This is a genomic window from uncultured Flavobacterium sp. (assembly GCF_963974175.1).
In the GTDB taxonomy this organism is placed as follows: Bacteria; Bacteroidota; Bacteroidia; order Flavobacteriales; family Flavobacteriaceae; genus Flavobacterium.
Window position 1 is genome coordinate 238,967 of the sequence record NZ_CAXBBR010000006.1, and the last position, 13,534, is coordinate 252,500.

The window sequence follows — 13,534 nt, forward strand, 5'->3', positions numbered from 1 at the left end:
ATCCTGAAAATTAAGGAACCTCTCCTATTAGTTAAGAGAGGTTTTAATTAGTTTTATTTTTTGAATATTTTTGTCAGTACACCAAATACTCCTCTAATAAAGGTAGCGCTAGTAAGTACTTTAATAACCGACTTACTTACAGCACTGCTTGTGGTACTTGATTTAGTAGTTCTGGTTTTTGTTGCCTTTTGTTCTGCTTTTTCATCTGCTTCTTTTTGAGCTTCCGCCGCAGCTTCGGTTTCGATGATGGTGATTTTCTTATTTAGCATTTCATAAGCACTCTCACGATCAATAAGCTCGCTATATTTCTTGACTAATCTGGAGTTGTTATTGATATCTTGAATTTCACTTTCAGATAAAACATCCATTCGGCTCATTGGAGCCCGCATCATAGTAGCCACGAGGGGAGTTGGAATTCCTTTTTCGCTTAAAGCGGTAACCAAGGCTTCACCAATTCCTAAACTTGTTAATACTTCGCTTGTGTTGTAATAATCAGATGTAGGATAATTGTCTGCTGTCAATTTTATGGACTGTCTGTCTTTGGCAGTAAAAGCTCTCAATGCGTGTTGTATTTTTAGACCTAATTGTGCCAGTACGCCACTTGGAACATCCATTGGATTTTGGGTTACAAAGTAAATTCCAATTCCTTTTGAGCGAATCAGCTTTACAATCATCTCTATTTGATCCAATAATGCTTTACTGGCTTCGTTAAAAATTAAATGTGCTTCGTCAATAAAAATCACTAATTCAGGCTGTTCTGAATCACCTTTCTCTGGCATTTGCTGATATATCTCGGCAAGGAGACTCAACATGAAAGTGGAAAATAATTTTGGTTTGTCTTGGATATCCGTTAGCCGAATTATGTTAATGTATCCTTTTCCATTTTCATCTATTCGCATTAGATCATCGATATCAAAGGACATCTCTCCAAAAAACAGTTCTGCTCCCTGTTGTTCCAATTCGATTATTTTTCTAAGAATGATTCCCGTTGTCGAAGTGGAAATTCTTCCGTAGTTTTTCGTTATTTCATCTTTTCCTTCTTCTGTTATGAAATTAATTACTTTTTTAATGTCTTTAAGGTCTAATAAAGGCATTTTGTTATCATCACAATATTTAAATATTACTGACATGACGCCAGCTTGAGTGTCGTTCAAGTCTAAAATTCGAGAAAACAATACCGGTCCAAACTCGGAAACAGTGGCGCGCAGTCGTACTCCGTTTTGTTCGGATAGTGTTAATAACTCTACTGGAAATTTAGCTATACTATATGGTAGGTTGATTTTGGCATGCCTTTCGGTAATAAATGATTTTTCTTCTCCTTCTTTGGCGATACCGCTAAAATCTCCTTTTATGTCCATCATTAATACTGGAATTCCAAATGATGATAGCTGTTCTGATAAAACTTGAATAGTTTTGGTTTTTCCAGTTCCGGTGGCGCCGGCAATTAAACCATGTCTGTTAAGTGTTTTTAATGGGATTTTTACATAGGCGTCTGCTATTGCCTCACCATCGAGTATGGCTCCTCCTAGAATAATACTTTCTCCTTTGGAAGTGTATCCCGCGGTGATATGCTTTATGAAATCTTCTTTTCTGTTCATAACATTGATTGTGTTGAATTTACTTGCAAGATATTATTATTTTTTGAAATGAGGTAATTTTGAGTTTTACTGCAGTTTTATTGCTCTTTTGTTGCTAATAGTGGAAAAACTTATTTTAATGTATTAAATTCTGTTTGTTATTAGATTAGCTTAATTTTTCATAAAAAGATGTTTTATATATCAAAAAATAGTAAATTTGTTTAATGATATTGATTAAAATTCATATATTAAAAAATATTGGTTTTTTTTTGAATAAATTAAATTCGAATAAAATTAAAAAAAGTTTTTTTATTTGAACTAAACATATAAATTTGCGGGACTACAAGTTTATTACAACTAAAATAAATTATTTAAAACTATTAAAATTAAAAAAAATGGCAAACGTTAAAAAAGAAAGCACTTCAAACGGTGGTGGAATGGTTTCAGGACTTATTATTGTTGCGTGTATTGGTGTTGGTGTATTGATCTGGAAATTTATCATGGGTAATCCTTCGAATTTTGAAGGAGGAAATGTTGAAACAGGACATCCTTTGAATCTTTTAGGTCAGGTTTTTCATGGAGGTGCGGTTGTACCAGTATTATTAGGAATGTTATTGATGGTTCTTGTTTTTTCTATCGAAAGATATGTTGTTATATCTAAGGCAGCTGGTAAAACTAAATTAGATACTTTCATGACTAAGATACAAGCTAGTATCAAACAAGGTGAAATTGACGAAGCTATTGCAGCTTGTGATAAACAACAAGGTTCTGTAGCAAATGCAATCAAATCTGCATTATTGAAATACCAAGCAGTGAAAAAAGAAGGATTTAATAGCGAAGAAGCATCAGAGACTATTCACAAAGAAATCGAAGAAGCTACATCTCTTGAAATGCCAATGTTGCAAAAGAACATGACGATTATTTCGTCTTTAGTTTCTTTAGGAACTCTTATTGGATTATTAGGAACTGTATCAGGTATGATTAAAGCGTTTGGTGCCTTAGCAGCTGCAGGTACTCCTGATCAAGCAGCTCTAGCAAATGGTATTTCTGAAGCACTTATTAATACTGCAACTGGTATTGGAACTTCAGCGGTAGCAATTATCTCTTACAATTTCTTTACTTCTAAAATTGATGATTTAACTTACTCAATCGATGAGGCTGCTGTTTCAATTGTAAATACTTACAGAAGATTCAGAGGAAGTTTGAAGCAATAATATTTTGATATTTATATCAAATAAAAAACAAAAAGAATGGCTAAAATAAAAATAAAAAAAAATCCGGGGTCTACGGATATGACTGCAATGTGTGATGTTGCATTCCTTTTGCTTACCTTCTTTGTAATGACTTCAACAGCCAAAATACCTGAAGCGTTGCCAGTGGATACTCCATCTTCAACGGTTCAGACTAAATTGCCTGAAACTGACTTAGCTACATTAACTGTAGGAAAAGGAAAGGTATTCTTTGATTTGAAAGGAAAAGAAGTTCGAATTAGAACGTTAGAGTTAATGGCAGATAAGTACGGTGTTACTTTTACTGACGCTGACAAAAGTACATTCTCAAGGATGGATGATTTTGGTGTGCCAATTCTTAATCTTCAACAAATTATTGAAATGAAGGCTTCTGATAGAAGTAAAGCAGGGCAACCTGGTATACCTACAGATTCATTAGATAATCAATTGAAGGAGTGGATCTATAATGCGCGTATTGCGAATATAGAGGTGAACGACAAAGAATTGCAGGTCGCTATTAAAGGTGATGCAAAAGAAGAATATCCAGCTATTAAAAAAGTAATGGATATTTTACAAGAGCAAAAAATCAATAGCTTTAGTTTAGTTACTGGTTTAAGAGGAAAAGATTTTTAATAAAAAAAAGACACTAAAATGGCTGAATTAAATACCGGCGACGGTGGAGGCGGAAAAGGTGGTAAAGTAAGAAGTAAAAAATCAAACGCAAAAGTAGATTTAACTGCTATGGTGGATTTAGCTTTCTTATTAATCACATTCTTTATGCTTACCACGACGTTGTCTAAACCTCAATCGATGAGCTTGGGGTTGCCAGATAAAGATCCTAACAAAGACAATGTGGATATGAAAGTTGACGAAAATCGTACTATGACAATTTTGTTAGGTGCTGATAATAAGTTGGTTTACTATGTTGGTTTGTTGGCTACTCCAATTGGAGGTCCTAAAGATTTGGCTTTTGGAAAAGATGGTATACGTAAAGAATTGTTGACTAGACAGCAATCAGTTTTAGCGTATTCTGCAGCTAAAGGTAAACCTAAAAACGGATTGATTGTTATTATCAAACCAAGTAAGAAATCAAATTACAAAAATTTAATTGATATACTTGATGAAATGGCAATTGTTGGGATAGGAGATTTTGGTAATTACGCTATCGTTCCTGAGTTTTCTCCTGAAGAACAAAAATTGTTAGAAGGAAAATAAGTTTATTCTTATTCCCCAATAACCTAATAATTAAGAAAAATGAAATTAGATATATTAAAAAACCAATGGCTTGATATCGTATTCGAGGGACGTAATAAAACTTATGGAGCTTATGAATTGAGGAAGTCAAACAGAAAAACTACTATTAAAGCTCTTATTCTTGGAGCTATAGTATTTAGTGTTGCTGTGGCAGCTCCTCTTATTCTAGACTTAATCCCTAAAGGTGATGAGCAAGAGATTGACAGAGATATAAAAATCACTGCGATTAAATTGCCGCCTAAGAAAGAAGAGCCTAAATTAAACGTTCCACCACCACCACCACCACCACCTAAAGTGGATGTGGTTAAGTTTGTGAAACCAGTAGTTGCAAAGGCAGAAGAAGTGACTGAAGACCCACCGAAAATTGTCGAGATTAAGGAAAAAAAGATTGGTGCCGAAACTATAAAAGGAGATCCAGATGCTGTTTTATCTGTTGCTCCAGTAGGTCCAGGTCCAACAAAAATTGTTGAAGAAGACAATCAAATTTACAACACAGCAGGTATCGAAGTAAAACCTGAATTTCCAGGTGGTATGGATAAGTTCTACAGCTATGTAGGTAAAAACTATCGTGCGCCAGAAGAAGAAGGTCTTAAAGGTAAAGTTTATGTTACTTTTGTAGTTGAAAAAGATGGTTCATTAACAGATATCAAAGTATTAAGAGATATTGGTTATGGAACTGGAAAAGAAGCTATCAGAGTTTTGACTAAATGCCCAAGATGGAATCCAGGAATTCAAAATGGAAAACCGGTTAGAGTACTATACTCTCTTCCGATTACTATTCAAACAGCGGATTAATGTTGAAAAAAATATTTAAAAATATTCAGAAGAAATCGCTCAAAGAGCGATTTCTTCTCGTTTTGGCGATTTTGTTTTTCATGTTTTATTTGGTCTTAGGATTATTTATTATCTTTATGAAAGAATTTCCTTTAGATATGGCTATGGGTTATAGGATTGCATTTGGAATTCTTCTCATCGTGTATTCTATTGTAAGAGGTGTACGAATTATAAACGAGAATTAAGATTAGGGTATGAAAAATTTCGGAATACGTCCTTATTATGTATTAGTGCTTTTTATTTCAGTATTATTTTTTGGTTGTAAAAAATCAGAAGGTGAAAAAGAGACTATACTTAAAGGTACAGCCACTATATTAGTCGATGAAACTCTAAAACCTTTATTGGAAGATGAGATTGCTATTTTTCAAAATGGATATAATGCCAAAATACTGATGGAGGTAAGGTCTGAGAAGGGACTGATGCAAGCATTTCTTAAAGATAGCTCTCGAATTGTTGTTTTGTCCAGGAAATTAAATGAAGAAGAGGCTAAGTATTTTGAACAACTTAAAATAAAGCCTAAAACAACTATGATAGGTACTGACGCAGTTGCTTTTATATCTAATAAGTCTAATAACGATACTTTGATTGCCTTGAAGGATATTATTCTTTTCATGCAAGGGAAACCGCAAACAAGAGTTAAAGGTCTGGTGTTTGATAATCCAAACTCTAGTACGGTTCGTTATATGAATGAGTTAGCAGGTATAAAGGAAACGCCTAGTGAGGGAGTGTACTCGTTTAAGTATAATAATGACGTTGTGAAATTTGTATCTGAAAATGATGGTATGATAGGTGTCGTTGGGTTAAACTGGTTGTATCAGCCATCACCTGACATGAAGAATCTTATAGATAAAATTAACGTATTAAGCGTTAAAGGTGAGGGTAATGCGGAGTTTGTAGCACCTACGCAAAACAATTTAGCTGAAGGAAAGTATCCTTTGGCACGTGATTTGTATATAATTAACTGTCAGGGATCTGTTGGTTTAGGGATGGGGTTCGCTTCATTTGTTGCTGGGGACATAGGACAAAGGATAATTTTGAAAGCGGGACTGTTGCCTGTAAGGGTGCCTCCAAGAAAAGTTATATTTAAAAACAAATCAAATAAAGAAAATGAAAATGAATAAGAATAAATCAAATAAAGTTAAAATGAACAAATTTAAAATTTTAAGTGTTGCCTTTCTGGCCACGGTATCCGTAATGAACGCTCAGGATATAGATCAAGCTAAAAAAGCAATTGACGCCGAACAATTTGAAAATGCTAAATCGACTTTAAAATCGATAATCAAATCTGACCCATCGGAAGGTAAAGCGTATTTTCTTTTAGGAAACATATATCTTTCTCAAAAGGTATCGGATTCAGCTAAACTAACTTATCAAAATGGTTTAACTGCTAAAAATGATGAGCATTTTAATTATATTGGGTTAGGGCAAATGGACCTTAATAAAGGTGATGTTGTTGCGGCAAAAGCTAAATTTGAATTAGCTAAAAAAGAAATGGGTAGAAGGGATTTTGGAGAGTATGTGTATATCGCTCGTGCTTACATGAATGCTGATAAACCTGATTTTAAAGCAGCGCTTCAAACTTTAAACCTGGCTAACGAGAGAAATGCAGCGGAGCCTCAAGTACTTTTGGCTTTTGGAGATGCACATTATGGTGATAAAAACCAAAATGCTGCCTATTCAGCTTACCGTAATGCTTTTCAAGCTGACAATTCGTTGATTAGAGCAAAAATGCAATTAGGTGTTTTGCTTAAAGGAGCTAAAGCATACACAGAGGCTGTAAAAGCTTTTAATGATGTTATTGCTACGAACCCTAATTACGGACCACTATATCGTGAATTAGCTGAAACATATTACTATTGGGCACTTAATGTTCCTTCTAGAAATGATGAATATATGAAAGAAGCATTGTCGTATTATGAAAAATACATGAGTCTTACTGATTACTCGTTGGCTTCACGTATGCGTCACGCTGACTTCTTGATTGTTGCGCACGATTATAAAGCTTTAGAGATTGAAGCTGAAAAAATGAAACAGATTGATAAAGTCAATCCTAGAATTTTACGTTATTTAGGTTATTCTGCTTACTATAATGATAATGTGGACGTAGCTATCAAGTCGTTACAAGATTATACTGCAAATACTACTAATAGTGTGATTTCTCTAGATTATTTATACCTAGGTTTAGCTAATATTAAAAAAGCTACTATGGGTGCTGACGTAACTGCTGCAGAGCCGGTATTGTTTAATAAAGGAATTGAACTTATCAAGAAAGCAGTTGCTATGGAAAGTGCTGTTGTGAATGATTTAAGCGAGGCAGGTAAAGGGCTTTATGAGCAAAAATTATATAAAGAGGCTGCTTCAGTTTTTGAAATATCAACTTCAAATAAAGAATCTAAAAATTTCTTACTTGACAATTTCTACTTAGGTAACTCAATTTATTTTGACAATACAAAAGCTGGTGCAGTGAAAGATATTATTGCTTTAAGAAAAGCAGATATTGCTTTTGGAAATGTAATTGAAGCATCACCAGCAACTCAAGATGCTTATGTTTATCGCGCAAGAACGAATACGTTGATAGGAGACGATGCACAAATGATTAACTATTACCAACAGTATATTGATATTGTAACTAAGAAAGGTCCTGAAGAAATGGCTAAGGCTGCAGTGAAGGGTAAATTAATAGAGGCTTACAATACAATGGCTGCAGGTTATGCAAACACTGATAAAGTTAAGGCTATTGAATTCTTTAATAAAACACTTGCTATAGATCCTGCAAATGGATATGCACTTCAATCAGTGGAGATGCTTAAGAAAAAATAAATAGGATTATTTTATAGTAAAAACCGATAGTTGAAAAACTATCGGTTTTTTTTATGCAATTACTTTTCGTTAGGAAAGCGGTTTAGCTGCTTGCTCTGGACTAAGTGAATTTATGGTGGGTTCGGAACTGTTAATAGTGAAAGTTACACTGCTCATTTTTGTGTTTTAGTACCTCGAGTTTTTAATTTCGCGCAATCAATTTGTTAATATTAATTTAAGTCCTTTTCAAATGACCTATCTTTGCATTTTAAATTACAATAATGTTATCAAAAGAAATACAATTAGAAGTTAATAAAGGCGCAATGCTTCCTTTGATGGAAGAGTTTTATACAATTCAAGGAGAGGGTTTTCACACTGGAACTGCTGCTTATTTTGTGAGAATCGGAGGTTGCGATGTAGGTTGCCATTGGTGTGACGTTAAAGAAAGTTGGAATGCAGAATTGCATCCGCCTTCAAGCATTAATCAAATTGTGGATAATGCAAAAAAATATGCTGAAACAGTCGTCGTGACAGGAGGCGAGCCATTAATGTGGGATATGACCTTGTTGACACAAACACTAAAGGATAATGGACGAAAGGTTCATATTGAAACCTCAGGTGCTTATCCACTAACCGGTACTTGGGATTGGATTTGTCTTTCGCCAAAGAAGAATAAATTACCTACAGAAACCGTTTATGACAATGCACATGAATTGAAGGTTATCATATATAACAAGCATGATTTTATTTTTGCGGAAGAACAAGCAGAAAAAGTAAATGGTAACGCGATTTTATTTCTTCAGCCAGAATGGAGTAAGAAGGAAGAAATGACTCCGCTTATCGTGGACTATGTTATGAATAACCCGAAATGGAGGGTATCGCTTCAAACACATAAATATCTTAATATACCTTAGAGAATTGAGAGTGAATGAAAAAAGCCAAATAACAATTGTTATTTGGCTTTTTTCATTCAATTAACAGAGTTAATTAACTCCAGTTTCTTTTCTTTTTTAATTCAGTGATATGTGCTAGGTGGTGATTTCCATGCCATGCATACGTTCCTATTTGTTCTTTTATCGATACAATTTTATTATGCTCTGGATGTGTAAAGGTTTTCTCTAAATCTATTTCAGATAAATTTTTCATAATATACGCTAATCTAAAGTGTAAGCCCTCTAGTAGTGCTATTGTGGCGGCGATGGGCATTGTTAAATTGTCATTAAAATCAGACCAAAGTTCCTCAAAATACGATTTTATTACAGGATTGTCTTCCGTTAATGCCCATTTTATTCTGATATAACAATTCATATGACTGTCGGCACAATGGTGAATTACCTGTCTAATGGTCCAGCCGTCTTTACGATAGGGCGTGTCGAGTTGGTCAGTTGTTAGGTGAAGTGTTTCCTCTTTTAATTTAGCAGGAAAGGATTCTATTTCAAATATTTTTTCAGAGAGATAGTCTTCGGTGTAGATAGTAGGAGTTGTAAATTGTCCGATCGGATAACGTAATTTTTCTAATGATGAATTTTCCATTTTACTATTTATAGATTTATTCGAATGGTTGCATATCGCGTGCTATTTTTCTTTTTTTTTGTATGTAACTTCTAAATTGAAAGCTTCGCTAAATAATCATAATGTTCTCCTTCAAGAATTAATTCAGCTTGTAAGTCATTGGCGAAAGCTGCATTTTGCAAAGTATTGTAGTCAATATACATCCAGTTGAAAGGTTTTTCTTTTTCACCTTTGTAGCCAATGTTAAAAACTACTTCCCCATAATATTCATTGTCAGATGGAATCCATTTTCCTCCGTCTTCATCATCATCAAACATGTATATAATATCAGAACTGTCTAATAAAATTTGGCCGCCTGGATTCAATAGTGATTTTAGTTTTATAAGGAAATTTGGAATATTTTTTAGTTTTCCACACATTCCTGCGCCATTCATCAGTAATAAAATCGTATCGTATGTTTCATTTTCTAATGTCATGACATCCTGTACACGCGCATCTTTGATTCCACGAAGCGAACAAGCTTGTATTGCATTTGACGAAATGTCTATTGCAGTTACTTCTAAATTCAATTCGTTCTGTAAGTACAAACTATGGCTTCCTGCACCGCAACCTACATCCAGAATCTTTCCTTTGGCAAGCTGTAGGGCTTTTTGTTCCATTGTCGGCATTTCTTTGTAGGAACGAAATAAATAAGCAACACTCATTTCGTCTTCTTCAGATATAGTAGTTTCTGTAATTAAATCCTCAGGAGAATTATTTGTTTGATAATCTAGAATGGCTTTGCCAAAAAGGTCTTTCATCTTTTTTGTTTAAAGTTTCGTGTTTCAGGTTGCAAGTTTGTTACTTTTGTACTCAACTTTAAACTTTAAACTTGAAACACATTTTAAACAATCTTCCTAAAGAAGCCAAAGATAAGCATATAGAAAGCAAAAAGTATTTCGATAAGCTTAAAAAGAAGACGCCTAAAAATTTAGATTATGTAATGCAAGATTTGCATGATGCTGAATTTAAAAGAACGGATTGTTTAAAATGTGCTAATTGTTGTAAAACTACAGGGCCTTTGTTTACGTTAGCCGATATTGAACGGGTGTCGAAATATCTTAAACAAAAACCGCAGCAGTTTATAGCGCAATATCTTCGTGTTGATGAAGATCAAGATTATGTATTGCAAAGTGTACCTTGTACTTTTCTCGACCAAGAGAATGCTTGTATGATTTATGATGTGCGACCAAAGGCATGTAGAGAATTTCCACACACTGATAGAAAGAAGTTTCAGCAAATAACAGATCTTACTTTGAAGAATGTTGCGATTTGCCCCGCTGCCTTTAATATTGTAGAAGAAATGAAGAAAAAATTGCCGTTGTAGGCAATGCAAATAATTTGCTATGTCTTTTCTAATAGATTAAATATTTCTTTCTCATTTTCTTAAATTGGTCTAAGCCTTTCTCCCAGCTCTTTCTGATCTCAGATTCGGATACTCCGGTTTCGATCTGTTGTTGCAACTTGCGTGTTCCAGCTAGTTTTGTGAAAAACGGATTAAAGAATTTTGATTTGTCGGTTGTGTTATTATACGCTTTGATCAGCCATTTCAATTCCAGTTGGTGTATTTCAGTTTGTGAGGACAAATCTTCGCCAAAACAGGTTATTCCATTGTAAACTGGATTTTGTGCTCCCATATTTGGTTTTGGGACAAAGCTAAAATTGCTTTTTGGCAAATAAGGGGAGCCGTAAATTTGAAATTGTTTTTCAGTTCCTCTTCCTACACTAATATTTGTTCCTTCAAAAAAGCACAGGCTAGCATATAGATTGATAGATTGATCGTTCGGTAAGTTAGGAGAAGGTTTTACAGGTAGACTGTATTTCATTTTTCTATTATAAAAAGAACATGGGATTACAGTTAGTTTGCAACTGATTCCGTTTGTTAGCCATTGCTCTCCATTAATCATTTGGGCATATTCGCCAATAGTCAGTCCGTGCAAAACTGGAATTGCATGCATTCCTACAAAACTGCTAAACTCTTTTTCTAGAATTGGCCCGTCAACAATACTTATATTAGGGTTGGGTCTGTCTAAAATGATTAAAGGGATGTTGTTTTCTGCACAGGCTTCCATTATGTAATGCAGTGAAGAGATGTAAGTGTAAAATCGAGCTCCCACATCTTGCAAATCAAAAATCATAATGTCGATTCCGGCTAATTGTCCTGAATTTGGTTTTTTGTTATTGCCGTAAAGCGAGATAATAGTTAATCCAGTTTTATAATCCGTTCCGTCGACAACATGTTCTCCAGCATCTGCAGTGCCTCGAAAGCCATGCTCTGGTGCAAATATTTTTTGGATATTGATTTTTTGATCTAATAAGAAATCAACTAAATGGATTTGCTTTTTTTTACTCTCGATATTTATAGGAGATTGTTCTAATAGAACGATACCTGATTGATTGGTAACTATTCCTATTTTTTTGTCTTTTAAAAGAGGTAGATATTTTTCAGGATTATCAGCACCGGTTTTAATCGAATGTATTTCGATAACTTTATCTGGTAATGTTGCTTCTTTGGAGTAGATAGAGGAGACTGCGACACTATCTTTCGGTTTGTCCTGTTGTAATACTTTTGTTCTGTTGATTGAGCTGGAGCAAGAAAGTAAAATTACTGTTAGAATAATGGCTAATGGAATATTTTTGAAAATTGAAATCATATAGTAGATTAGAATAAAATTAGTGGCAATTAGCGTTATTCGTGTTTTAGCTGTATTTTTGGATCCAAATCAGATACTTAATCAAATTGAATTTAGAATACTTTATAGCTAAAAGACTTATAACTGCTAAAGATTATAAAAGTAGTATATCTGCACCTATTATAAAAATTGCAATTTCGGCCATTGCCATCGGCATGGTGATGATGATTGTGTCAGTGGCGACAGGAATTGGTCTACAACAAAAAATCAGGGAAAAAATTTCCGCTTTCAATGGGCATATTAGTATTTCTAATTATGATAGCAATCAATCCGAAGTCACCTTAGTTCCCATTTCGAAAAAACAAAATTTTTATCCCAAATTTAATACTGTAGAAGGGATAAATCATATTCAAGCTATCGCCAGTAAAGCCGGTATTATTCGAACCGAAAATGCTTTTGAAGGAATCGTCTTTAAAGGAGTAGGAGGTGATTACAAGTGGGATAATATAAAGGAGTATCTTGTTGAAGGAAAACTGCCTGATTTTTCTAAAAAGTTAAATGAAGATGTGGTACTATCGCAATTCCTCGCTAATAGGTTAAAACTTAAAGTAGGAGATGCGTTTAATACCTTTTTCATGAAAGAAGGTCAGAATAAACTACCTAATATCAGGAGATTTAAAATTGTCGGAATTTTTAATTCTGGTTTTCAGGAATTCGATGCGACCTATGTATTAGGGGATATACGCCATATGCAACGCATTAATAAGTGGAAAGCGGATCAGGTAGGAGCATTCGAAGTGTTTGTAGATGATTTTGATAACATAAAATCGGTAGGTGAAGAAGTGTATCAGCAAACGGGATCTACGCTTGACACGAAAACTATCATCGAAAAGTATAGTTATATATTTGAGTGGCTTCAGTTGTTTGATTTCAATATCATTGTCATATTAATAGTTATGATATTAGTTGCCACAATAAACATGGTGGTGGCGTTATTGGTACTTATTTTGGAGCGAACACAGATGATTGGAATATTAAAAGCGCTTGGGGCTAACAATTGGAGTATCCGTAAAATATTTCTGTACAATGCGTCCTATTTAATTCTTCGAGGATTATTCTGGGGGAATCTAATTGGTATAGCGATTTTGCTAATTCAGAAATATTTCGGAATAGTCAAACTGAATCCTGAAAATTACTATGTCGATCAAGCGCCGGTATATCTTAATTGGGGGTATATTTTATTATTAAACGGACTTACGATAAGTGTTTGTTTTTTGGTATTGCTAATTCCATCTTATATAATAACCAAAATTTCACCGGTTAAAGCAATTCGTTTCGACTAACAGATTATTCGGGCGTTTCCCATTAAAAAAAAAGAGGCTATACCTTATATAAGGAGTAGCCTCTTTTTTTATAATGGGTCAGGCTATCCGCTGCAAGTCCTCGTCTCGTCCCAAAAGACGCGACTGTGGGCTTTTCACTACTATCCCTAACGCAAACTAAAGAAGGTTAGAGGTACGTGGTTTTAAGTTAGAAGTGAAAAACACAACTTAAAAAAGGACGATTAGATGTCTTTGAGTATAAGGGCATTTAGGCGGATGCTTTATATCGTGTAAAAAGGAAGGTTGATAATCCAGTTGTCACATGTTGAAATCAT

The 13,534-nt window shown here is 34.3% G+C and carries 14 protein-coding genes; 10 read left to right on the plus strand and 4 right to left on the minus strand.

Annotated elements, in window-relative coordinates; all coding sequences use genetic code 11:
• Positions 1–53: 53 nt before the first annotated feature.
• Positions 54–1,598 carry a helicase HerA-like domain-containing protein gene (locus AAC069_RS11775; RefSeq protein ID WP_339920666.1) on the minus strand — a complete coding sequence of 515 codons (1,545 nt, stop codon included), beginning with the start codon at positions 1,596–1,598 and terminating at the stop codon, positions 54–56.
• A 374-nt stretch (positions 1,599–1,972) separates the two neighbouring features.
• Here AAC069_RS11775 and AAC069_RS11780 point away from each other — a divergent pair, with 374 nt between their 5' ends.
• From AAC069_RS11780 to AAC069_RS11815, 8 genes are all read left to right on the plus strand, one after another.
• The gene (locus AAC069_RS11780; protein ID WP_339920668.1) at positions 1,973–2,791 is read left to right on the plus strand and encodes a MotA/TolQ/ExbB proton channel family protein; all 819 of its coding nucleotides are present in this window, start codon (positions 1,973–1,975) and stop codon (positions 2,789–2,791) included.
• A 36-nt stretch (positions 2,792–2,827) separates the two neighbouring features.
• Positions 2,828–3,439 carry a biopolymer transporter ExbD gene (locus AAC069_RS11785; RefSeq protein WP_339920669.1) on the plus strand — a complete coding sequence of 204 codons (612 nt, stop codon included), beginning with the start codon at positions 2,828–2,830 and terminating at the stop codon, positions 3,437–3,439.
• 18 nt (positions 3,440–3,457) lie between these two features.
• Positions 3,458–4,021, plus strand: a complete 564-nt coding sequence (locus AAC069_RS11790; protein WP_091088618.1) for a biopolymer transporter ExbD — start codon at positions 3,458–3,460, stop codon at positions 4,019–4,021.
• A 39-nt stretch (positions 4,022–4,060) separates the two neighbouring features.
• Complete coding sequence (locus AAC069_RS11795; RefSeq protein WP_091088614.1) at positions 4,061–4,855, plus strand: energy transducer TonB; 795 nt, start codon at positions 4,061–4,063, stop codon at positions 4,853–4,855.
• Complete coding sequence (locus AAC069_RS11800; RefSeq protein ID WP_339920670.1) at positions 4,855–5,079, plus strand: hypothetical protein; 225 nt, start codon at positions 4,855–4,857, stop codon at positions 5,077–5,079. Before AAC069_RS11795 ends, AAC069_RS11800 begins: the two co-directional genes overlap by 1 nt.
• A gap of 9 nt (positions 5,080–5,088) precedes the next feature.
• On the plus strand, positions 5,089–6,015 hold the full coding sequence (locus tag AAC069_RS11805) for a substrate-binding domain-containing protein (protein WP_339920671.1): 927 nt from the start codon (positions 5,089–5,091) through the stop codon (positions 6,013–6,015).
• Positions 6,016–6,037: 22 nt separating this feature from the next.
• Complete coding sequence (locus AAC069_RS11810) at positions 6,038–7,714, plus strand: tetratricopeptide repeat protein (RefSeq protein WP_339920673.1); 1,677 nt, start codon at positions 6,038–6,040, stop codon at positions 7,712–7,714.
• A gap of 260 nt (positions 7,715–7,974) precedes the next feature.
• Positions 7,975–8,607 carry a 7-carboxy-7-deazaguanine synthase QueE gene (locus tag AAC069_RS11815; RefSeq protein WP_339920674.1) on the plus strand — a complete coding sequence of 211 codons (633 nt, stop codon included), beginning with the start codon at positions 7,975–7,977 and terminating at the stop codon, positions 8,605–8,607.
• Between the two features lie 73 nt (positions 8,608–8,680).
• Here AAC069_RS11815 and AAC069_RS11820 read toward each other — a convergent pair whose 3' ends face one another.
• Together AAC069_RS11820 and AAC069_RS11825 are read right to left on the minus strand one after the other, a co-directional pair.
• Positions 8,681–9,226 carry a YfiT family bacillithiol transferase gene (locus tag AAC069_RS11820; RefSeq protein WP_339920675.1) on the minus strand — a complete coding sequence of 182 codons (546 nt, stop codon included), beginning with the start codon at positions 9,224–9,226 and terminating at the stop codon, positions 8,681–8,683.
• A 71-nt stretch (positions 9,227–9,297) separates the two neighbouring features.
• A complete protein-coding gene (locus tag AAC069_RS11825; RefSeq protein ID WP_339920676.1) occupies positions 9,298–10,005 on the minus strand; it encodes a class I SAM-dependent methyltransferase in 708 nt (235 codons plus the stop codon).
• A 71-nt stretch (positions 10,006–10,076) separates the two neighbouring features.
• Here AAC069_RS11825 and AAC069_RS11830 point away from each other — a divergent pair, with 71 nt between their 5' ends.
• Entirely contained in the window at positions 10,077–10,571 is a 495-nt protein-coding gene (locus AAC069_RS11830; protein ID WP_339920677.1) for a YkgJ family cysteine cluster protein, read from the plus strand.
• 28 nt (positions 10,572–10,599) lie between these two features.
• Here the strand turns inward: AAC069_RS11830 and AAC069_RS11835 are convergent, their stop codons facing one another.
• Positions 10,600–11,898, minus strand: a complete 1,299-nt coding sequence (locus tag AAC069_RS11835; protein ID WP_339920678.1) for a DUF1343 domain-containing protein — start codon at positions 11,896–11,898, stop codon at positions 10,600–10,602.
• 86 nt (positions 11,899–11,984) lie between these two features.
• On the opposite strand from AAC069_RS11835, the gene AAC069_RS11840 reads away from it, so the two are divergent.
• Positions 11,985–13,220 carry an FtsX-like permease family protein gene (locus AAC069_RS11840; protein WP_339920679.1) on the plus strand — a complete coding sequence of 412 codons (1,236 nt, stop codon included), beginning with the start codon at positions 11,985–11,987 and terminating at the stop codon, positions 13,218–13,220.
• The last annotated feature ends 314 nt before the right edge of the window (positions 13,221–13,534 follow it).

Coding starts and splice junctions, on each gene's coding strand:
- AAC069_RS11810 (WP_339920673.1), top strand. CDS start 6,038: ATGAACAAATTTAAAATTTTAAGTGTTGCCTTTCTGGCCACGGTATCC.
- AAC069_RS11795 (WP_091088614.1), top strand. CDS start 4,061: ATGAAATTAGATATATTAAAAAACCAATGGCTTGATATCGTATTCGAG.
- AAC069_RS11790 (WP_091088618.1), top strand. CDS start 3,458: ATGGCTGAATTAAATACCGGCGACGGTGGAGGCGGAAAAGGTGGTAAA.
- AAC069_RS11785 (WP_339920669.1), top strand. CDS start 2,828: ATGGCTAAAATAAAAATAAAAAAAAATCCGGGGTCTACGGATATGACT.
- AAC069_RS11780 (WP_339920668.1), top strand. CDS start 1,973: ATGGCAAACGTTAAAAAAGAAAGCACTTCAAACGGTGGTGGAATGGTT.
- AAC069_RS11775 (WP_339920666.1), bottom strand. CDS start 1,598: ATGAACAGAAAAGAAGATTTCATAAAGCATATCACCGCGGGATACACT.
- AAC069_RS11805 (WP_339920671.1), top strand. CDS start 5,089: ATGAAAAATTTCGGAATACGTCCTTATTATGTATTAGTGCTTTTTATT.
- AAC069_RS11800 (WP_339920670.1), top strand. CDS start 4,855: ATGTTGAAAAAAATATTTAAAAATATTCAGAAGAAATCGCTCAAAGAG.
- AAC069_RS11825 (WP_339920676.1), bottom strand. CDS start 10,005: ATGAAAGACCTTTTTGGCAAAGCCATTCTAGATTATCAAACAAATAAT.
- AAC069_RS11815 (WP_339920674.1), top strand. CDS start 7,975: ATGTTATCAAAAGAAATACAATTAGAAGTTAATAAAGGCGCAATGCTT.
- AAC069_RS11835 (WP_339920678.1), bottom strand. CDS start 11,898: ATGATTTCAATTTTCAAAAATATTCCATTAGCCATTATTCTAACAGTA.
- AAC069_RS11820 (WP_339920675.1), bottom strand. CDS start 9,226: ATGGAAAATTCATCATTAGAAAAATTACGTTATCCGATCGGACAATTT.